Here is a 19,370-nt window from a genome sequence, read left to right on the forward strand (position 1 = left end):
CTCCGGGCGTCGCGGTGCCGCTGGTCGTCGAAGACCTCCGTCAGCCCTGAGCCAGACCCGCCTCGAGTGCGACCTCGATCATGGCGCCGAAGGTCTGCTCGCGCTCCTGCGACGTGGTCTCCTCGCCGGTCACGAGGTGGTCGGAGACAGTGCAGATCGTGAGCGCGCGACGGCCGTGCTTTGCGGCCAGCGTGTACAGCGCGCTCGCCTCCATCTCGACCGCGAGCACGCCGTACTCCACCATCCGGGCCGACAGCTCGGGCCGGGCCGGGTAGAACGAGTCGCTGCTGTAGACGAGCCCGACGTGGACGTCCTCGTCGAGGTCGTGGGCGATGGCGGCGTCGTACGCCGCGCGCAGCAGCCCGAAGTCGGCGACCGGGGCGTAGTCGAGCCCCTCGAAGCGGATCCGGTTCATCGACGAGTCGGTGCAGGCGCCCGACGCGATCACGATGTCGCGTACGGCGACCCGCTCGGTCATCGCGCCGCACGAGCCGACCCGGATGATCGACTGCACGTCGTACTCCGCCATCAGCTCGTGGGCGTAGATCGCCAGGGACGGTTGACCCATGCCGGAGCCCTGGACCGAGACCCGCTGGCCCCGCCAGGTGCCGGTGAAGCCGTACATCCCGCGCACCTCGGTGTAGCACCGCGTATCGGCGAGGAACGTCTCCGCGATCCACTTCGCGCGCAGCGGGTCGCCCGGCATCAGGACCAGGGGTGCGACGTCCCCGGGGTGGGCGCCGATGTGCGTGCTCATGGCGCCCACCCTAGGCAGTGACGCTCAGCCGGTGACGCCGACGAGCTCGTTGGGTGTCTCCGGGAGCTCGTGGGTGGCGGAGACCTTCATGGTCGTCAGGTCGACGACGTGGAGCTCACGCGACGCAGGCTCTGTGACGTACGCCGTTTCGCCGACGACCTCGAGAGCGGGCCGCGGCCGCTCCCAGTCGACGGGCTCGCGCCAGGGCTCGACGACCGGCAGCGACGTGCTGACCTTCGCGCCCGCCATGTCGACGACGTGCAGCGAGCCATCGGTTCCGAGCACCAGCCCGTCGCCGGACGGCGTGCGGCCGAGCGAGCGGAACGTGTACGACGTGCCGAGGTCGACCAGGCGCAGCGACGCCGTACCGGTGTCGATCACCGAGACCCGCGTGGGCCGCTCGAGCTCGGCGTCGGGGTCGGTCTTGTAGTCGCCGAGCACGTACGGCGAAGTCTCCGACCCGGCCTGGTTGCCGATCCGGCCGTAGCCGTCGGGAGCCGGGACCTTCTCGATCGTGCGGCCGTCGACCAGGAGCACGCCGTCCTCGCATCCGAAGACGGCGACCTCGCCGGCGAACGCCTCGCCGTGGATGCCCGGGCACTGCTCGCTGGACGCCACCTTCGCACCCGACGGCGACACGACGCGCACGCCGCTGCGGGACTCGGACGTGCCGACCGTGTGCAGCCAGCCGCCGGCGTGGGTGCGGACGGCGACCCCGTGGTGCGCGTCGTCGGCCTGGTGGGTGGTGAGCTCGGGCTGCGACCGGGAGAGGTCCGCCAGCTCGTGGGTCTCGAACGAGGTCATGGTGCCGGTCGCGTCGTCGAAGAGCGTGGTCTGGCCGTGGTGGCTGACGACGTGGCCGGGCTCCTCGGCGGCGATCGTGAACTCGGTGAGCTCCGGGTCGTCGGCCCAGGAGTGGCCGTGGTCGCCGTGGTCCGCGGTCCAGGCGCCGAGGTCGAAGGCCGTGAAGCTGCCGGGAGCCGAGACGAGCACGTGCCGCTCGTCCCCGGCGGGGTTGACCCGGATGAAGCCCGCCATCGCCTCGTCGGCGAGCACCTCACCGTCCGCGGCGCGCAGCACGAGCACACCCCCGTCGTACGTGATGGCCAGGCGGGTCTCGGGGTCGTCGACCGAGGCGACCGACGGTGGCTCCGGGTTGGTCTCGGCAGCGGCGTCGGTGCGCTGGGAGTCGGAGCTGCAGCCGGCCGCCAGCGCGGTGATGGCCATGGCGACGAGGACGGGCAGGGGGCGAAGACGTGATCTCAACATGAGAATCATTCTCAATACAAATGAGAATGATTGTCAACTGGGTGTCCCATCTGCCACCCCGTGCAAGGCGCCGGATTAGCCTGCGGAGGTGACCTACCAGCACGAACGAATCACCGCGAACGCCCACGACCGGGCCGGCGTCCACCGGGGCGACGACACCTGGCTCGAGGAGAAGTGGGCCGACCCCGAGAGCCGGGTGCTGGTCGTGTCCGGCACCCGCGTCAAGCCGGTCGACGGCAAGCTGGAGTGGTTGTCGCCGCAGGACGCCCCCGACGGATTGCGGATCCTGCTCGGCGAGCACGACGGCCGCACCTGGTTCGCGGTGATCGTGGACGCGCAGGTTGCCAAGGCGGACGGTGAGTGGGCGCCGCTGCGCGGGCTGCTGCCGTTCCTCGCCGACGACGCGCTGGCCGGCGCCCCGCTGATCTTCCACGCCCTCGGGCTCGCGGAGTGGCTGTGGGTCACCCGCTTCTGCCCGCGCTGCGGCGAGCCGCTGCACCCGCGGTCGTCGGCCCACGAGCTGACCTGCGACAACGGGCACACCCAGTTCCCGCGGACCGACCCGGCCGTGATCATGGTCGTCACCCATGGCGAGCCCGGCTCAGAGGACGAGCGCTGCCTGCTCGGCCGCGGCGCCACGTGGCCGGAGGGCCGCTACTCCACACTCGCGGGCTTCTGCGAGCCGGGGGAGACCCTAGAGGACGCCGTACGCCGCGAGGTGCGGGAGGAGTCCGGCATCGTGGTCGGGGACGTTCAGTACTTCGGCAACCAGCCGTGGCCGCTGCCCGCCAGCCTGATGCTCGGCTTCATCGGGCGCGCGACGTCGACCGATATCGCGGTCGACAACCACGAGCTCGAGGACGCCCGCTGGTTCACCCGGGCGGAGATGAAGGCCCTCGCCGAGGCCGGCACCCTGCTGCTGCCCGGCGGCGTCTCGATCAGCCGCTCACTCGTCGAGCACTGGTACGGCGGGGAGCTGCCCGGCTCCTGGTGAGGCTGCCGTGAGACGGTGGCGGGTTTCCCCGGTCGGCCGGGGAAACCGCCCGACACGCCGTTGCCGTAACGGCGTGTCGGCAGTTTTCCCCGGGCAGCCGGGGAAACCCCCAACGATGCTCAGGCGCTCGCCAGCTCCGCGATCTTCGCCTTCACCTGAGCCAGCGACGGGTTCGTCTGGGCGGTGCCGTCGGAGTAGACCAGCGTGGGGACCGTCTGGTTGCCGTTGTTGGCCGACTCGACGATCTTCGTGGCGCTCGGGTCCTGCTCGATGTCGACGATGTCGAAGGCGATGCCCTCACGGTCGAGCTGGCTCTTCAGCCGGTGGCAGTAGCCACACCAAGGGGTGGTGTACATGGTGAAAGAGCTGCTCATCTGGGGCTGTCGCCTCCGACGTCTAGGGTGTGGATCGTTCACCGGATCCAACCATCCCAGCCGAGGAGATGTTCCCGCAGATGCCCGACCTGCTCGCCGCCCTCGATCCCGAGCAGCGCCAGGTCGCCGAGGCGCTCCGCGGCCCGGTCCGCGTGCTGGCCGGTGCCGGCACCGGCAAGACCCGGGCGATCACGCACCGGATCGCGCACGGCGTCGCGACCGGGGTCTACGCGCCCACCGAGGTGCTGGCTGTCACGTTCACGACCCGCGCGGCCGGCGAGATGCGCGGGCGTCTGCGGGCGCTCGGCGCCGGTGGCGTGCAGGCCCGGACGTTCCACTCCGCCGCGCTGCGCCAGCTCCGCTACTTCTGGCCACGCGTCCAGGGCACCGAGCTGCCCACCCTGATCGAGTCCAAGATCGGCCTGCTCGCGTCCGCCGCTCGCCGGCAGCGGCTCAACGCCGACCAGGCGCTGCTGCGCGATCTCGCCTCCGAGATCGAGTGGTCCAAGGTCAGCAACGTCCATCCCGACGACTACGCCCGGGTCGCCCGGGCCAAGGGCCGCTCGGTCTCCGGTCAGGACCACGACACGGTCGCGCGGGTCTTCGCGGCGTACGAGGACGTCAAGCGCGACCAGGGCCGGATGGACATGGAGGACGTGCTGCTCCTCACGGCCGGGATGCTCGACGAGGACGAGCGGGTCGCCGCGCAGGTGCGCCGCCAGTACAAGTGGTTCGTCGTCGACGAGTTCCAGGACGTCTCGCCGTTGCAGTGGGCGTTGCTGCGGCTCTGGCTCGGCGGCCGCGACGAGCTGTGCGTCGTCGGCGACCCGGCCCAGACGATCTACTCGTTCGCCGGCGCGGACGCGCGCTACCTCCGCGACTTCCGCACCGAGTTCCCGACCGCCGCCTCGATCGAGCTGGTCCGCAACTACCGCTCCACCCCCGAGGTCGTCGAGGCGGCCAACACCCTGCTGGCCGCGTCCAGCAGCCGCGGCGTCGACCTGCGCGCCCAGCGACCCTCGGGCCCGACCGTCACCTACACCGCCCGCCCCGACGAGGTCGCCGAGGCCGACGCGGTCGCCGCCCAGATCGCGCGTCTCCGCGACAGCGGCCGCTCGCTCGGCGAGGTCGCCGTCCTGTTCCGCATCAATGCCCAGTCCGAGTCCTTCGAGGAGGCGCTCGCCGCCCGCGGCGTCCCGTACGTCGTGCGCGGTGCTGCGCGCTTCTTCGACCGCCCCGAGGTGCGCGAGGCGGTTACCCGGCTCCGCGGCGCCGCCCGCTCCGGAGAAGGTGCCGACGACGGCATCGTCGCGTCCGTCACCGGGATCCTCGGCGGCATGGGCTGGACCGCCGAGCCGCCCACCGGTCGCGGCCAGACCCGGGACCGCTGGGAGTCCTGGGGAGCGCTGGTCCGCCTGGCGAAGGACTTCGCCGCCACGCCGGGTGCCGACCTCAACACCTTCGTCGACGACCTCGACCGCCGCGCCGCCGAGCAGCACGCCCCGGCTGCTGACGGCGTCACGCTGGCGACCTTCCACGCCGCCAAGGGCCTGGAGTGGGACTCCGTGTTCCTGTGCGGGCTCCAGGACGGCACCCTCCCGATCACCTATGCCGACACTCCCGCTGCGATCGAGGAGGAGCGGCGGCTGCTGTACGTCGGCATGACCCGCGCCCGGGTCGACCTATCGCTCTCGTGGTCGCTGGCCCGCAACCCGGGCGGCCGGGCGTCGCGGAAGCCGTCGCGCTTCCTCGACCCGCTGCTGCCCGACTCCGTCCGGGTCCCGACCGAGCAGCCGCGCAGCCGCAAGGTGGCCAACTGCCGCGAGTGCGGACGGCCGCTGTCCACGGGCGCCGAGAAGAAGCTCGGCCGCTGCGGGGACTGCCCGGCGTCGTACGACGAGGCGCTCTTCGAGAGGCTCCGCGAGTGGCGCAAGGAGCGGGCCGGCGAGGAGGGCAAGCCGGCGTTCGTCGTGTTCACCGACGCCACCTTGCAGCTCATCGCGGAGCACAAGCCGCAGACCCCCGACGCCCTGCTGAGGATCAACGGGATCGGTCGCTCGAAGGTGGAGAAGTACGGCGAGGACGTCCTCACCCTCGTCAACTGACGCCGTCTCGACCGGTTGGCAGGAACTTTTTGAGAAATGGGCAGTAAATCGTTTGCCCCTTACCTGGCCGAGGCGATAGTTTCCTCTCACTTGACCACGCGCATCACGGTCCTGGCACGACCGGCGCACAACGAACCGAAGGAGGTGGCCCCATGAACAGCACCAAGCTCTGGATGACGGCTCAGAACCCGTCCTGCTTCGGCCTGCCCATGTCCCGCCACGCCTTCGGCGCTCGTACGACGTTCGTCGTGCGCGAGCGCGTGGCGGACATTGCCGGCATCAAGGGAGCCGCCAAGGCGGACCGGGTCCTCACCCAGTCCTACTTCCCGGGGAACTCTGCCTGGAGACCACCGACCTGTTGACACCCAACAGTCTCGGCAGCCTCCAGGCCGCGAATCCCGAACCGGGATTCGCGGCCTTTCTGTTTTCCGAAGACCACGTGCACCGCACACCCACAGCGATCAGGTCAGAAGAAGGAGGTGAAACATGACCATCAGTGAACTCATCCGCACCGATGGGCCGGCCGAGGCTGTTCCCCCAGAGGTCAGCCTGGGACAGCTCCACGACGAGGCCAACCGCGTCGACGAGGAGCTGCTCCCGTGCCGGATCAACAACCCGGAGCTCTGGTTCGCCGAGTCGCCCAGCGACGTGGAGTTCGCCAAGGCGCTGTGCCTGGACTGCCCGGTCCGGGCGATGTGCCTCGACGGCGCTCTCGAACGCCGTGAGCCCTGGGGCGTCTGGGGAGGCCAGCTCTTCCTCCAAGGCGTGGTGATCCCGCGCAAGCGTCCGCGCGGCCGGCCCCGCAAGAACGAAGTCGCCGCCTGAGCCGAGGCAGCGTCCCCGATGAGCACGCTCAGCACCGCAGCAGCACCCCTCCCGACAACGACGTCAAAGGACACCGACATGAACTTCAGCACCGAGGACCTGGCTCGCGCTCAGGTGAGCACGCGACTCGTCGAGGCGCAGCACTGCCGACAGGGCCGCCGTCTGGCCCAGGTGATCAGTACCGGCCGCCGGGCCGAGCAGGTCGCTCAGCAGGCTCGACTCGCCATCGCTCGCACGCTCTGAGCACGCCGCAGATCTAGAAAGTCGACATGACTTCGATGAACACCACCGTGAACACGAACCCGAACGGACTGACCGAGATGAATCTTCTCCACGAAAATCTGGCCCGCGCGCAAATGTCCGAGCGCCTGGGAGAGGCGCACCAGCTCCAGCTGGGCTTCCGGCTGGCCCGTGCCCGTCGACTCAGCCGCAAGGCCGAGCAGGCGGCACAGCAGGCGCGTCTGGCCCTCGCCCGCGCGCTGTGATCCAGGACCGACCAGCTTCACCTGATCGCGGGTGACCGAGACCGAGAGCCGGCTCCGACTGACGTCGGGGCCGGCTCTCGGCGTACGCCGGGGCGTAGGTTGTAACGCATGGCCACGTGCGACTTCTGCGGCCGCGTCGAGGACGACGAGGCGAAGACGCTGAGCTGGACGACCGCCGTCGAGCGCGGTCGCAAGCGCGTCTACTGCGACGAGTGCTCCCGCACCCATCTGCGCGCGATGGAGGGCAAGCTCGACAGCGAGTGGTGGTGAGGCTCACCCGACCGCCTCGGTGGTCGCCAACGCGTCCCAGGCGCAGCCGCAGTGCGGATGGCGCGACCACGAGTGCCGGCGCGGGTCGAGGTCCAGGTCCAGGTCGACGGTCGCGGACCAGGTCGAGGGCGTGCCGCCGGCCAGGTAGCGCAGCGCGTCGCGCACCGCCCAGGTGACGGCCAACGCCTCGAGCACGGGGTCGTCCGGAGCCGCCGTACGACCGGCCAGCTGCTCGACGACCACGCCACGCCGCGGGTCGCGCTCGGCGAGATGGGCGTCGACGCAGCGGAGGCAGGCGGTGCTGCCGGGCACCACGAACGGGCCGACGCGAAAGCCGCGCGGGCCGGCACCGACGATCAGGTGCGGTCGGTCGGCGCGGAGGTGGTCGTCGACCAGGTCGCGATCGGGTTCGCCCGACGTGACGACGACGGTGAGGTCGGCGCGGTCCACCGGCGCGGGGGCGGCGCCTGCCGCGCGCAGCACCCGCTCGGCCTCGGCGGCCGGACGGGTGTCACCGGCGACGGCGACGGCTCGTGAGCGCAGCGGGGCAGGGTGTGGGAGGAGCATGTCGGCGCGGCCCAGATCGTGCAGCACCCGGTGGCCCGCGGGCGTCGTCGGCGCGGGCGGGCGTCCGGACACGAGGTCATCGAGGACGCCCTGCACGTCGGGCTCGTCGGGCACGACCAGGCGCCAGGGCGGATCGAGGCCGATCTGGAGGTGCCGGTCGTCGCGGCGTACGACGTGGAGGCCGGGTCGCAGGAGGCTCACGAGGCTCGCTTACCCCGTGAGGAGGGCCTCAGACGGTTGTCCACAGACGAACGACGGCGCCGCCCCGGACCGAAGTCCGGTGACGGCGCCGCCGTGGAACTCGTAGGCGCTGTGCGTCAGGCCTTGCCGAGGATCCGGTTGAGGTTCGTGCCGCAAACGGGGCAGACACCCTTGGCCATCTTGGTGCCCTTGTCGTTCACGCGAATCTCGCCCTCAGCCTCGCGCTTCTCCTTGCACTTCACGCAGTAGAACTCGCCGCTCCAGGTCTCCGCCATGACGGCCTCCTTGCTTGTATTCATTGACGGTCGTCGCGACGGGGATGAAGGGGAAGGCCCGTCGGAGTCCTGCGGGATGCCGCTGGACCGTCTCAGACCCTACGACACGCGTGGCTGAGCGTGCGACAGGCGGTCGGCGCGCCGTGAACGGGCGCGATTTCCCTCACTGCGCCCAGGTCGCCTGGTGAGTACCTTGAGCGCATGCCTCATGACCAACTGAGCCTCACCCATCTGCGTCTCGAGCGACCCCGCGACGGGGTCGCGCTGCTCACCCTCGACAACCCCGACCAGCGCAATGCGATGTCCGACGAGATGACCTCGTCCTGGGTCGCGGCGGTCGACGAGCTGGCCGCCGACCGGTCGGTGCGGGCGGTCGTCGTGACGGGGGAGGGGTCGGCGTTCTGCTCGGGCGGCAACACCTCGTGGATCGCCAGCGAGCCCGACGCCTCGGTCGACCACCTGCGCACCCGGATGGTCGCGTTCTACCGCGCCTGGCTGTCGATCCGCCGCCTCGAGGTGCCGACGATCGCTGCGGTCAACGGCGCCGCCATCGGCGCCGGCCTGTGCCTCGCGCTCGCCTGCGACATCCGGTACGCCGCATCCGGCGCCAAGCTCGGCGCGCCGTTCGTGAAGCTCGGCATGCACCCGGGCATGGCTGCGACGTACCTGCTGCCGAACGTCGTCGGCGAGGCGCACGCCCGCGAGCTGTTGCTCACCGGCCGGGTGGTCGACGCCGACGAGGCGCTGCGGCTCGGGCTGGTCTCGCGGATCAGCCAACCGGAGGCGTTCCTCGACGACGTGCTCACGACCGCCGAGGCGGTCGCGGCCACCGCGCCGATCGCGAGCAAGCTCACCAAGCTCGCGCTGCGCGACGGCGGCCACGCCGACGTCGAGGTCTGCCTGCAGTGGGAGGCGATGGCGCAGCCGATCACGCTCGCGACCGCCGACCTCCAGGAGGGCATCCGTGCGGCCCGGGAGAAGCGCCCGCCGGCATTCACCGGTCGCTGAGCACCGGCCGACTAGCGGTGGATGGAGAAGAGGCCCCCGTGCCGCCAGCCGGACACTTGCCTTCCCCTTGCGAGTGTCCATCGACGGCCCGGAGGCCTCGTCTGGGGTCGACGCTAGGAGCAGGCCCGCGCGTGGTCAACGCGGAGCGACCCGACCTTGTGGACAACGGTGTGGATAAACCTGTGGATGAAGGGCTGTGCCAGTGGACGACGCGCCATGGCGCCGGGAGACGGCTGTGGATAACCCGCCGGTCCTCACCTGCCACGAGGCGCTGACCAGCGACAATGGGTCTCCACGGGGTGTGGAGGAAAGAAATCCAGCCACAACTGCAGGAGGGCCCGGCGTGTCGGACCACGGTACGTACCAGGGGGGACCGGTCGCGGCGCTGCGGCGGATCGCGTTCCTGCTCGAGCGGGCCCGCGAGGACACCTACAAGGTCAAGGCCTTCCGGGGTGCCGCGGCCACGATCCTGCCGCTGCCGGCCGAGGACGTCGCGCGAGCGGTCGAGGACGGGACCCTCACCCAGCTCCCGGGGATCGGCGCGAGCTCCGCGAAGGTGATCGCGCAGGCCGTGCGCGGCGAGGTCCCCGAACGGCTGGCCGCATTGGAGCGCGACCACGGTGGTCCCCTGACCGCCGGGGGCGCCGAGCTGCGGGCAGCCCTACGCGGCGACCTGCACTCCCACTCGGACTGGTCGGACGGCGGCTCGCCGATCGAGGAGATGGCCTTCACCGCGATCGAGCTCGGCCACGACTACCTCGTGCTCACCGACCACTCGCCGCGGCTCACCGTCGCCCACGGCTTGAGCGCCGAGCGGCTGACCCGGCAGCTCGGCGTCGTCGACGCGGTCAACTCTCACCTCGGCGGTCAGGGGACCGGAGAGTTCAGCCTGTTGAAGGGGATCGAGGTCGACATCCTCGACGACGGGTCGCTCGACCAGGACGACGACCTGCTCGCGCGGCTCGACGTACGCGTCGCCAGCGTCCACTCGAAGCTGAAGATGGACGCCCCGGCGATGACCAAGCGGATGATCGGAGCGGTCCGCAACCCGCGGACCAACGTCCTCGGGCACTGCACGGGCCGGATGGTCATGGGCAACCGGGGGACCAGGCCCGAGTCGAAGTTCGACGCGAAGGCGGTCTTCGAGGCCTGCGTCGAGCACGACGTCGCGGTCGAGATCAACTCCCGCCCCGAGCGGCGGGACCCGCCGACCAAGCTGCTGGAGCTGGCCCGCGACCTCGGTTGCCTGTTCTCGATCGACAGCGACGCGCACGCCCCGGGGCAGCTCGACTTCCAGGTCTACGGCTGCGAGCGCGCCGAGGCGGCCGGCATCGCCGCGGAACGGATCGTCAACACGTGGCCGCGGGAGCGCCTCCTGGCCTGGGCGAACGGCTAGCGTTCCATCATGTCGACCCGGCCCGAGGTGGAGGTGCGTCGCTCCAAGCGGCGCCGCCGTACCGTCTCCGCCTACCGCGAGGGCGACCGCGTGATCGTGCTGATCCCCGCCTCGCTCTCCCGCAAGGAGGAGGCCGAGTGGGTCGAGACGATGATCGCCCGCCTGGAGCGCTCCGAGAAGCGCCGCAAGCCGAGCGACGACGACCTGATGAAGCGGGCCAAGGGGCTCAGTGACCGCTACCTGGGTGGCCTCGCGCTGCCGGACTCGGTGCGTTGGGTCGACAACCAGGAGGCCCGGTGGGGGTCCTGCACCCCCGGTGACCGCTCCATCCGGCTGTCGGGTCGGCTCCAGGGCATGCCGTCATGGGTCATCGACTACGTGCTGATGCACGAGCTCGCACACCTCTTCGAAGCCAACCACAACGCGACGTTCTGGGCGTGGGTCGACCGCTACCCCCAGGCCGAGCGGGCCAAGGGCTACCTGGCCGGCTGGTCGGCGGCCGCCCGGCTCGACCCGCCCCCGGGCGACGACGACGGCGACGAGGTCGACTGAGGCGCTACGAGGTCCGGGCACGGGCGAGCGCGACCAGCTCGACCATGTCCGCCTGGGGATCCGGCATCGCGTCGGCCGGCCACCAGCGGACGTCGAGCGACTCGTCGCTCACGGCGTACGCCGCGTCCGCCGCTGCGACGGCCACGAAGCGGACGTCGAGGTGATGGACGTCTCTGGTCGGGCCGCAGAACGGTACGGCGTGCTCGCTGAGCTGCACCGGCACCGGGTCGAGCCGGAGTCCGAGGAGCCCGGACTCCTCGGTCGCCTCCCGCAGCGCGGCGCCGGCGAGCGTCTCGTCCTCGGGCTCGCAGTGGCCGCCGAACTGGAACCACTGCTGGGCCTTGGCATGCAGCGTCAGGAGCACCTGGGTGCCGTCCGGGCTGAGCACCACGGTGCTGGCCGTGAGGTGGTCGGGCCGGCAGTCGCGGGTCAGACCGTCCGGGTGCGCGGCCAGGTGGGCGACGTACCTCTCCCGCAGCGCCTCCTGGGCGGGCGTGGGCGCGGTCCAGGCCGTCAGCGCCGCCAGCGCGTCTGCGTGGAGGGTCACGCCTCCGGGTCTTCGGGGCTCTCGAGGAGCTTCTTCAGCTCGGCGTCGAAGTCCTCTTCGGTGAGCTCCGCCGGAGCCGACGCGTCCTCGCGGAAGCCGAGCGGGTCGTCGAGGTCGTCCGGCGTCGGCAGCAGGTCGGGGTGCATCCACACGCCGTCGCGGGCCTCGGTGCCCTGCCGGGTGCGCAGCGAGCCCCAGAGAGTGGAGGCGTCGCGCAGCCGACGGGGGCGCAGCTCGAGCCCGACGAGCGTCGCGAACGTCTGCTCCGCCGGTCCGCCTGCGGCGCGCCGGCGCCGGAACGTCTCCTGCAGCTTGGCGGCGGTCGGCATCCGCTCGACGGTGGCCTGACCGACGACGTCGTCGACCCAGCCCTCGACGAGGGCGAGCGCGACCTCGAGCCGCTGCAGCGCCGCCTCCTGGGCGGGGGAGCGCTCGAGCTCGAACATGCCACCCTCCATCAGCTCCTGCATCGCCTCGAGGTTGCTGGGGTCGATGCCGCGCATCTGCTCCTCGATGCGCGACCGGATGCCCTCGGCGTTGATCTCGATGCCGCGGGCGTAGTCGGTGACGGCTCCGATGAGGTAGTCGCGCAGCCACGGGACGTGCGCGAAGAGCCGTTGGTGCGCGGCCTCGCGCAGCGCGACATAGAGGAGTACGTCGTCCGCGCTGACGTCGAGGTCGGCCGCGAACGCGTCGAGGTTGGCGGTGATGATCGCGCCGCGGCCTGGTGCGGCCAGGGGCAGCCCGATGTCGGAGACGCTGAGGACCTCGGACGCGAGAGCGCCGAGACCGGAGCCGATCTGGCCGGCGAGCATGCCGCCGACGGCCTTGCCGATGATGCCGAGCAGCGGGCCCGACATCTCCCGGGCCTCTTCGGGCAGCGCACCGCTGAGCGCCTGCGTCGACGACTCGGCGATCGGCTCGACCAGGATCTTCCAGACGTCTGTCGTGCCGACGATCCACTCGGCCCTGCTCCAGGCAGCCGGGCTGGAGACGCCGGAGGGGAACGCGGTGGTCTCGTCGAGCCAGTGGTCGGCGAGGCGCATCGCGTCGGCGACGGCGTCCTTCTGCCGCTGGCTCGGCGTCGGGTCCGGCTCCTGCGCCACGGCCTTGCGGGCCAGGTCGAGCGCGAAGTCCCAGTTGACCGGGCCGTCGTGCGGCTGCATCAGGAACTGCAGCTGGCCGAAGAGCTGGTTGAGGTCGGGCATCGCACCGGCTCCACCCGCTCCACCGACGGCTCCGAAGATCTGCTCGAACGGCGTGCCCTTGAAGGGGTTCTGAGCATCGTCGGGGGTCTCGTCCGGCTTGTCGTTCATGGACTCCACGGTACGCGGGTTGTGGTCGTGGTGCCCTACGGTTGGCGCGTGAGCACTGCCGTACGCCTCGTCGACCTGCGCGAGGACCCCCTCGACGTGGCCGAGGTCGTCGACGCCCTCGACGACGACGCCTCCGGTGGGCTGACCCTCTTCGTCGGCCGAGTGCGCGACCACGACCAGGGCAAGGGCGTCGTGGGGCTGGACTACAGCGCGCACCCGTCGGCCCTCGATCGGCTCCGCGAGGTCTGCGAGCGCGTGGCCGCCGAGCACTCCGTCCAGGGGCTCGCCGCTGTGCACCGGGTCGGCAGCCTCGACATCGGCGACATCGCCGTCATCGTCGCGACGACGTCCGCCCACCGCGGTGACGCGTTCGAGGCGTCCCGCGCGCTGATCGACACGCTCAAGGCCGAGGTGCCGATCTGGAAGCACCAGCGCTTCGGGGACGGCACCGAAGAGTGGGTCGGCACTCCCTGACTCAGGGTCGAGGGCGAGCCTCCCCGATGCGGAGCCTCGCGTTGCCTAGCCTCGACCCGTGGAGATCCTGCTCTGGCTGGTGCCGTCGGTCGTCGTCGCCGTCCTGGCGATGCTCTGGGTCGCCTGGCTGGGCCGTGAGGGCCGTGGCGAGGTCGACCGCGACGTCGCCGTACGCCGCCTTGCCGGTGCCCTGGAGCACGACCCGCGCCGAAGCCGCCGGCCCGTGCCCGGCTACGCGGCGCCGCAACCCGAACGTGACCGCAGCAGCGGCATCGCCGTGCGTCCGTCGCGGCGGGCTTCCTGACGCCGCGGGCGGCTCGCGCGCGCGTTGGAGCGGTCTGAGAGGCTTGGCGCCATGACGCAGCGGACCCTTGCCGGCCTCCTGGCCGTGCCGCTGCTGCTCGCCCTGTGGGTGGCCGCCGCGTTCGAGTCGCTTCCGTACGTCACCTACAACCCCGGGCTCACCGTCAACGTGCTCGGTGACAACGACGAGGGCAAGCCGATCATCCAGATCGAGGGCAAGCCGACCTACACCGACGACGGTCAGCTGCGGATGACCACCGTCTTCGTCTCGCAGCGTGACGCGCACAACCATCTGTTCGAGCTGATGAAGAGCTGGCTCAGTCCCGAGAGCGCCGTCTACCCCAAGGCGGCGATCTACCCCGATGGCGGCACCGTCGAGGAGGACAAGCAGGAGGGGCAGGCCGAGATGACCTCGTCCCAGGACGCCGCGACCGCCGCCGCGCTGACCGAGCTCGGGTACGACGTCACCGAGGCCGTCGTCGCCGGCGTCGACAAGGGCTCACCCGCGGACGGCACCCTGCAGACCGGCGACGTCGTCCTCGCCGTCGACGGGACCGAGGTCGCCAACTCCGACGAGCTCGTCGACGCCGTGAAGTCCGCCGACGCCGGCGTGCCGATCGAGTTCGACGTACGCCGCAAGGGCAAGGACCTCCAGCTGTCGGTCGCGCCGCGCGAGGTCGACGGTCGCGCCCAGGTCGGCATCCAGGTCGGCACCCAGACCACCGACTTCCCCGTCGACGTGACCATCGGGATCGACCCGGCCATCGGCGGGCCGAGCGCCGGCCTGATGTTCAGCCTCGGCATCTACGACACCCTGACGAAGGGCTCGCTGACCGACGGCAGGACCATCGCCGGCACCGGCACCATCGACGCGGCCGGCGTCGTAGGCCCGATCGGCGGCATCCAGCAGAAGATCGTGGGCGCGCGCGACGCCGGCGCCGAGCTCTTCCTGGTGCCGCCGGACAACTGCGACGAGGCTCTCGAGGCGCCCAACGAGGACATGCGCCTGGTCGAGGCCCCCACCACGCACAGCGCTCTCGACTCGATCAAGAAGTGGGTCGCGGACCCGGACGCCAAGCTCCCGACCTGTGGAGACGATGCTGCATGAGCGAGTACGAGCCGGAGCTCCCCGGCTTCGACGACGTCGACCCGGCCCTGGCCGCCGCGGTCCTGGAGATCGAGAGCCACATCGCCGCCGACGGCTGGGACCAGCCCTCGCGGCTGTACGCCCTGGTCGACACCGCGACGCTGGTCGCCAAGGAGCCGGCGCTCGCGGCCGCGATGGGGCTGGACGACTCGTCCGCTGCCGGCTCGATGACACCGGTCGAGCAGGAGCTCCTGGCGCCCGGCCGGACGCTCGAGGAGGCGCTGGGATCGATCAGCTGGCCGCCCGGGGTGGCTGGCTGCGCGGCCGTCGTCGAGCGCCTGGTGCTGCCGCCGGGTGCCGACGAGCAGATCCCCGACGACCCCAAGTCGGCCGAGGAGTTCGCCCGCGAGCACCCCGACCGCCAGGAGGTGCGGATCGTCGCCGGCGCGACCCGCGCGGGCGCGACGTACTGCGCACTCCGGCTGAAGGCCCATGACGACGACCAGTCCGTGGTCGGGGGCGCCGACCTGGTGCCCGGACTGCTGGAGCTGTTGAGCGCAACGCTCGAAGACGAGCTGGAGTAGGAAGAGGCAGGAATGAGTGAGCTGTTCGACGAGGAGTCCCAGGGGGCTCCGCCGCCGCAACGCGGATCGCGGCGCTCGCGTGCGCTGATCATCACCGCGGTGGTGCTCGTGCTCGCGTTCCTCGGGCTGTCCACCATCGCGTCGCTCTACACCGACCGGCTCTGGTACCAGGACGGCGGCTACTCAGGCGTCTTCAGCACCCTCTTCTGGACCAAGGCCGGGCTCTTCCTCGCGTTCGGCGCGGTGATGGGCTTCGTCGTGGGCCTGAACATCTACCTCGCCTACCGGTTCCGCCCGTTCTTCCGGCCGAACTCACCCGAGCAGAGCGGCCTCGACCGCTACCGCGACGCGGTCACGCCGATCCGTACCTGGCTGCTGATCGGCATCCCGATGGTCCTCGGCGCCTTCGCCGGCAGCTCGGCGATCGGCGAGTGGCGCGACTACCTCCTGTGGCGCAACGGCGTGGACTTCGGTGACACGGACCCGTGGTTCAACAAGGACATCAGCTTCTACGTCTTCACCCTGCCGTGGCTGCACTATCTGGTCGACTTCACGATGGCCGTGCTGGTCGTCGCGTTGATCGCGGCGGTCGTCGTCCACTACCTGTACGGCGGGATCCGGCTGCAGGCCACGCGCGACCGGCTCTCCGGCGCCGCTCAGGTGCAGATCTCGGTGCTGCTCGGCCTCTTCGTGCTGGCCAAGGCGGTCGACTACTACCTCGACCGCTTCGACCTGGTCCACAAGTCGGGGTCCCTGATCACCGGCATGGACTACACGGCGGACAACGCGATCCTGCCGGCGAAGAACATCCTGCTCGGCATCGCGGTCATCTGCGCGATCCTCTTCTTCGTCAACGTCTGGCGCCGTACCTGGCTGCTGCCCTCGGTCGGCCTCGCGCTGCTCGCGGTGTCGGCGATCCTGCTCGGCCTGATCTGGCCCGGCATCGTCCAGCAGTTCCAGGTCAAGCCGTCTGAGGCCGACAAGGAGGCGCCGTACATCCAGGCCAACATCGACGCCACCCGCGCGGCGTACGACGTAGGCCCGGACAAGGTCGAGGTCGAGCCGTTCGCGGCCTCGACCATCAACGAGCCGCCGCTGACCCTGGACGCCAAGACCTCGTCGATCCCGCTGGTCGACCCGAAGCTGGTCCGCCAGACCTTCGAGCAGAACCAGCAGGAGCGCGCCTACTACTCCGTCGCCGACGTGCTCGACGTCGACCACTACGAGATCGACGGCACCGACCGGGCGCTGGTGCTCGGCGTCCGTGAGATGGACCAGAGCGGCATCGACCCCAGCGACCGCAACTGGTCCAACCTGCACACCGTCTACACGCACGGCTCCGGCGTCATCGCGGCGTACGCCAACCAGCGCAGCGAGGCCAACCGCGTCCCGTCGGTCAGCGACGACGACAAGACGCAGTGGGCCGAGGGCCAGGGCGCCGGGCAGGACGCGCTCTCGACCGCCACCGGCGGCTACGAACAGCGGGTCTACTTCGGCGAGCTCAGCCCGGACTACTCCGTCGTCGGCAAGTCGAGCTCGAGCGCCAAGAGCGTCGAGCTCGACCTGGGCACGACCGACGAGTCCGGCTCGGCGACCGACGAGACCACGACGTACGACGGCAAGGGCGGGGTGCCGATCGGCAGCACCTTCCGGCAGCTGATGTACGCGATGAAGTTCGGCGAGACGAACTTCCTCCTCTCGGGCCGCGTCAACAGCAACAGCGAGGTCATCTACAACCGCGACCCCACGACTCGGGTGCAGAAGTTCGCGCCGTGGCTCACCGTCGACAGCGACCCGTACCCGACCATCGTCGACGGACGGATCGTCTGGGTGCTCGACGGCTACACCACGACGAACAACTACCCGGGCGCGGAGCGGGAATCGTTCGACAAGATGACCGACGACTCGCTCCAGGACACCACCGAGCTGCGCACGTTGCCGACCGACGAGATCAACTACATGCGCAACGCGGTCAAGGCCACGGTCGACGCGTACGACGGCACCGTCACGCTCTACGAGTGGGACGAGGACGACCCGATCCTGAAGACCTGGGAGTCGGCGTTCCCCGGGACGGTGCAGCCCAAGGCGGACATCCCCGAGGAGCTCAAGGAGCACCTGCGCTACCCCGAGGACATGTTCAAGGTCCAGCGCTATCAGTACGCCCGCTACCACGTCACCGACCCGGTGCGCTGGTACAGCGGCAACAACCGCTGGGCCGTTCCGGAGGACCCGAACTCGCCCGGACACCTGCAGCCGCCGTACCGCGTCTTCGTGGACGAGCCGCAGGGTGACCAGGGAGTGTTCTCGCTGACCTCCACGTTCGTGCCCTACAACAAGAGCAACCTCGCGGCCTTCGTGTCGGTCGACTCCGACGCGACGTCAGACGACTACGGCAAGATCAAGGTCCAGGAGCTCAGTGACCAGAGCGCCAAGGGCCCCGGGCAGATCGCCAACGACTTCATCTCCGACACCAACGTCGCCGACCGGTTGGCGCAGTTCAACCGCAGTGGCGGCAAGGTGATCTACGGCAACCTGCTCACCCTGCCGATCGACGACGGGCTGATCTACGTCGAGCCGGTGTACGCCGTACGCCCCGGGTCGTCCGCGAGCTACCCGAGCCTCGCCTACGTGCTGGTCTCCTTCAACGGTGAGGTCGGCATCGGTACATCGCTGCCGCTCGCCTTGGCGGATGCCATCGGTGTCGACGATGTCGGCAGCGGCACCGGCGAAGACCCCGGTGCCGGCACCGGGAGCGACGACGGTGGCGACGACGGCAAGGGAGACGGCCAGGGCAGCCTGACCGACCAGATCCGGCTCAAGCTCAACGCCGCCGACCAGGCCTTCCGCGACGCCGACGAGGCGCAGCGCAACGGCAACACGGTCAAGTGGGCCCGGCTGATGGAGAAGGCCCGCGTGCTCATCTCCCAGGCCGTCTCGCTGTCTCGCCAGCTGCCGGCCGACAACACCTCGGACGCCCCGTCCGAGGGCGCCCGCCCATCGGCCGACGCCAGCGAGAGCCCGTCGTCCTGACCCCGATTTGGCTCGTCCCACCCCGGTCTGTAAGGTTGCATTCACCGGCGCGGGGTGGAGCAGCTCGGTAGCTCGCTGGGCTCATAACCCAGAGGTCGCAGGTTCAAATCCTGCCCCCGCTACAAATGAAGGCCCTCTGACCAGTGGAAACGCTGGCCAGGGGGTCTTTCAGGTTTCTGACCAAAAGCCATAAGTGGGCGGAAATTGGGCTCTTTGTGTGGGCGCTAGGCCGCGTCCCCCGTGAACAAACGAAAAGCAGCGTCGCTCTGAACACAGCGAGAGCGCTGTTGATAGGTCGTTCCGGGGTGGGCCTCGTCACGTCTTCGGGGCCCTGGGCGGCCGGAACTGCTCGGGGTAGTCGGTCAGGTCGGGCGCGACCTTGGCCTTGTGGGTGTAGTGCTCCAGGGTGATGTCCTCGTTGGCGTGACCGAGCTGGGCTTGTTGGGCCGCCTTCGAGTCGACCGTCTGTTGCGACCGACTTCCCGAGGTATGGAAGGCGCAGTAGCGCGCGGCCACAACCCGCCGGACCCGCGCCCCTTGGCGGCGAAATGACACACCGTCCGTGCCGGGACATGCTTGGGTGATGGCTGCTGAGACGCATCTTCCCGGACTGCTTGACCGGGTGTCCGCACATACAGACGTCACCTACGGCGACCTCGCGCTCATCGGCGCCGGACTGCTGACGACCGTAACTTCCGTCGGACTCCACGGCTGGGCCTCGCCAGGCAGCACCCTTGACTACACAAGGGGACTCACGAGTCCGCACGACCTCGTCGTTCGTGACTTCATCGCTTGGACGTCACATCGCAAGTCACTGGCAGACGGATGCGAGGCGCGGCTCCGTGCGTACGTCGATGAGAGCGGTTGGACGGAGCATCTGCAACACCAGATGAGTGAGTTTCTAAGCGGCACGGTTCCAGAATCTGACAGAGGATCGGGTGCGAATACCTG

Annotated in this window: 23 protein-coding genes and 1 tRNA gene; 16 read left to right on the forward strand and 8 right to left on the reverse strand. The window is 70.3% G+C overall.

Annotated elements, in window-relative coordinates; all coding sequences use genetic code 11:
• Nucleotides 1–40 precede the first annotated feature (40 nt).
• Together deoD and aztD are read right to left on the reverse strand one after the other, a co-directional pair.
• Nucleotides 41–757, reverse strand: a complete 717-nt coding sequence (gene deoD, locus ABEA33_RS09735; RefSeq protein WP_345526563.1) for a purine-nucleoside phosphorylase — start codon at nt 755–757, stop codon at nt 41–43.
• A 24-nt stretch (nt 758–781) separates the two neighbouring features.
• Nucleotides 782–2,026, reverse strand: a complete 1,245-nt coding sequence (aztD, locus tag ABEA33_RS09740) for a zinc metallochaperone AztD (RefSeq protein ID WP_345526564.1) — start codon at nt 2,024–2,026, stop codon at nt 782–784.
• A gap of 88 nt (nt 2,027–2,114) precedes the next feature.
• Here aztD and nudC point away from each other — a divergent pair, with 88 nt between their 5' ends.
• Entirely contained in the window at nt 2,115–3,020 is a 906-nt protein-coding gene (gene nudC / locus ABEA33_RS09745; RefSeq protein ID WP_345526565.1) for an NAD(+) diphosphatase, read from the forward strand.
• 119 nt (nt 3,021–3,139) lie between these two features.
• Here nudC and ABEA33_RS09750 read toward each other — a convergent pair whose 3' ends face one another.
• Complete coding sequence (locus tag ABEA33_RS09750) at nt 3,140–3,376, reverse strand: mycoredoxin (protein ID WP_345526566.1); 237 nt, start codon at nt 3,374–3,376, stop codon at nt 3,140–3,142.
• A gap of 98 nt (nt 3,377–3,474) precedes the next feature.
• Here ABEA33_RS09750 and ABEA33_RS09755 point away from each other — a divergent pair, with 98 nt between their 5' ends.
• From ABEA33_RS09755 to ABEA33_RS09780, 6 genes are all read left to right on the forward strand, one after another.
• Nucleotides 3,475–5,499: an ATP-dependent DNA helicase UvrD2 gene (locus ABEA33_RS09755; RefSeq protein ID WP_345526567.1), complete on the forward strand. Its 2,025-nt coding sequence runs from the start codon at nt 3,475–3,477 to the stop codon at nt 5,497–5,499.
• Between the two features lie 152 nt (nt 5,500–5,651).
• Nucleotides 5,652–5,861: a hypothetical protein gene (locus tag ABEA33_RS09760; protein ID WP_345526568.1), complete on the forward strand. Its 210-nt coding sequence runs from the start codon at nt 5,652–5,654 to the stop codon at nt 5,859–5,861.
• A 124-nt stretch (nt 5,862–5,985) separates the two neighbouring features.
• On the forward strand, nt 5,986–6,324 hold the full coding sequence (locus ABEA33_RS09765) for a WhiB family transcriptional regulator (RefSeq protein WP_345526569.1): 339 nt from the start codon (nt 5,986–5,988) through the stop codon (nt 6,322–6,324).
• Nucleotides 6,325–6,402: 78 nt separating this feature from the next.
• A complete protein-coding gene (locus ABEA33_RS09770) occupies nt 6,403–6,567 on the forward strand; it encodes a hypothetical protein (protein WP_345526570.1) in 165 nt (54 codons plus the stop codon).
• 26 nt (nt 6,568–6,593) lie between these two features.
• Nucleotides 6,594–6,809 carry a hypothetical protein gene (locus ABEA33_RS09775; RefSeq protein WP_345526571.1) on the forward strand — a complete coding sequence of 72 codons (216 nt, stop codon included), beginning with the start codon at nt 6,594–6,596 and terminating at the stop codon, nt 6,807–6,809.
• A 108-nt stretch (nt 6,810–6,917) separates the two neighbouring features.
• Nucleotides 6,918–7,079 (forward strand): hypothetical protein, encoded by a 162-nt coding sequence (locus ABEA33_RS09780; protein WP_345526572.1) that lies wholly within the window; start codon nt 6,918–6,920, stop codon nt 7,077–7,079.
• A 3-nt stretch (nt 7,080–7,082) separates the two neighbouring features.
• Here the strand turns inward: ABEA33_RS09780 and ABEA33_RS09785 are convergent, their stop codons facing one another.
• Both ABEA33_RS09785 and ABEA33_RS09790 read right to left on the reverse strand, forming a co-directional pair.
• Nucleotides 7,083–7,847, reverse strand: coding sequence for a TOMM precursor leader peptide-binding protein (locus ABEA33_RS09785; protein WP_345526573.1), 765 nt, complete (start codon nt 7,845–7,847; stop codon nt 7,083–7,085).
• A 116-nt stretch (nt 7,848–7,963) separates the two neighbouring features.
• Nucleotides 7,964–8,122, reverse strand: a complete 159-nt coding sequence (locus ABEA33_RS09790) for a DUF5679 domain-containing protein (protein WP_165356914.1) — start codon at nt 8,120–8,122, stop codon at nt 7,964–7,966.
• A gap of 201 nt (nt 8,123–8,323) precedes the next feature.
• Here ABEA33_RS09790 and ABEA33_RS09795 point away from each other — a divergent pair, with 201 nt between their 5' ends.
• The 3 genes from ABEA33_RS09795 (at nt 8,324) to ABEA33_RS09805 (ending at nt 11,078) form a co-directional block, all read left to right on the forward strand.
• Nucleotides 8,324–9,130 (forward strand): enoyl-CoA hydratase/isomerase family protein, encoded by an 807-nt coding sequence (locus ABEA33_RS09795; RefSeq protein WP_345526574.1) that lies wholly within the window; start codon nt 8,324–8,326, stop codon nt 9,128–9,130.
• A gap of 343 nt (nt 9,131–9,473) precedes the next feature.
• Nucleotides 9,474–10,526, forward strand: a complete 1,053-nt coding sequence (locus ABEA33_RS09800) for a PHP domain-containing protein (RefSeq protein WP_345526575.1) — start codon at nt 9,474–9,476, stop codon at nt 10,524–10,526.
• Nucleotides 10,527–10,535: 9 nt separating this feature from the next.
• Nucleotides 10,536–11,078 (forward strand): YgjP-like metallopeptidase domain-containing protein, encoded by a 543-nt coding sequence (locus ABEA33_RS09805; RefSeq protein ID WP_345526576.1) that lies wholly within the window; start codon nt 10,536–10,538, stop codon nt 11,076–11,078.
• Between the two features lie 4 nt (nt 11,079–11,082).
• Here the strand turns inward: ABEA33_RS09805 and ABEA33_RS09810 are convergent, their stop codons facing one another.
• Nucleotides 11,083–11,625, reverse strand: a complete 543-nt coding sequence (locus ABEA33_RS09810) for an NUDIX hydrolase (RefSeq protein WP_345526577.1) — start codon at nt 11,623–11,625, stop codon at nt 11,083–11,085.
• Complete coding sequence (locus tag ABEA33_RS09815; protein WP_345526578.1) at nt 11,622–12,941, reverse strand: zinc-dependent metalloprotease; 1,320 nt, start codon at nt 12,939–12,941, stop codon at nt 11,622–11,624. Before ABEA33_RS09815 ends, ABEA33_RS09810 begins: the two co-directional genes overlap by 4 nt.
• A gap of 48 nt (nt 12,942–12,989) precedes the next feature.
• Here ABEA33_RS09815 and ABEA33_RS09820 point away from each other — a divergent pair, with 48 nt between their 5' ends.
• The 6 genes from ABEA33_RS09820 (at nt 12,990) to ABEA33_RS09845 (ending at nt 18,541) form a co-directional block, all read left to right on the forward strand.
• Complete coding sequence (locus ABEA33_RS09820; RefSeq protein ID WP_345526579.1) at nt 12,990–13,415, forward strand: molybdenum cofactor biosynthesis protein MoaE; 426 nt, start codon at nt 12,990–12,992, stop codon at nt 13,413–13,415.
• Nucleotides 13,416–13,473: 58 nt separating this feature from the next.
• Nucleotides 13,474–13,719 (forward strand): hypothetical protein, encoded by a 246-nt coding sequence (locus ABEA33_RS09825; protein ID WP_345526580.1) that lies wholly within the window; start codon nt 13,474–13,476, stop codon nt 13,717–13,719.
• 51 nt (nt 13,720–13,770) lie between these two features.
• The gene (locus ABEA33_RS09830) at nt 13,771–14,826 is read left to right on the forward strand and encodes a YlbL family protein (RefSeq protein ID WP_345526581.1); all 1,056 of its coding nucleotides are present in this window, start codon (nt 13,771–13,773) and stop codon (nt 14,824–14,826) included.
• On the forward strand, nt 14,823–15,389 hold the full coding sequence (locus ABEA33_RS09835) for a PPA1309 family protein (RefSeq protein ID WP_345526582.1): 567 nt from the start codon (nt 14,823–14,825) through the stop codon (nt 15,387–15,389). Before ABEA33_RS09830 ends, ABEA33_RS09835 begins: the two co-directional genes overlap by 4 nt.
• Nucleotides 15,390–15,401: 12 nt before the next feature.
• The gene (locus ABEA33_RS09840) at nt 15,402–18,419 is read left to right on the forward strand and encodes a UPF0182 family membrane protein (RefSeq protein WP_345526583.1); all 3,018 of its coding nucleotides are present in this window, start codon (nt 15,402–15,404) and stop codon (nt 18,417–18,419) included.
• Between the two features lie 48 nt (nt 18,420–18,467).
• A tRNA-Met gene (locus ABEA33_RS09845) sits at nt 18,468–18,541 on the forward strand.
• A gap of 193 nt (nt 18,542–18,734) precedes the next feature.
• On the opposite strand, the gene ABEA33_RS09850 is transcribed toward ABEA33_RS09845, so the two are convergent.
• A complete protein-coding gene (locus ABEA33_RS09850; RefSeq protein WP_345526584.1) occupies nt 18,735–18,935 on the reverse strand; it encodes a site-specific integrase in 201 nt (66 codons plus the stop codon).
• Nucleotides 18,936–19,370: the final 435 nt, after the last annotated feature.

The organism is Nocardioides endophyticus (assembly GCF_039543845.1).
Taxonomy (GTDB): Bacteria; Actinomycetota; Actinomycetes; order Propionibacteriales; family Nocardioidaceae; genus Nocardioides; species Nocardioides endophyticus.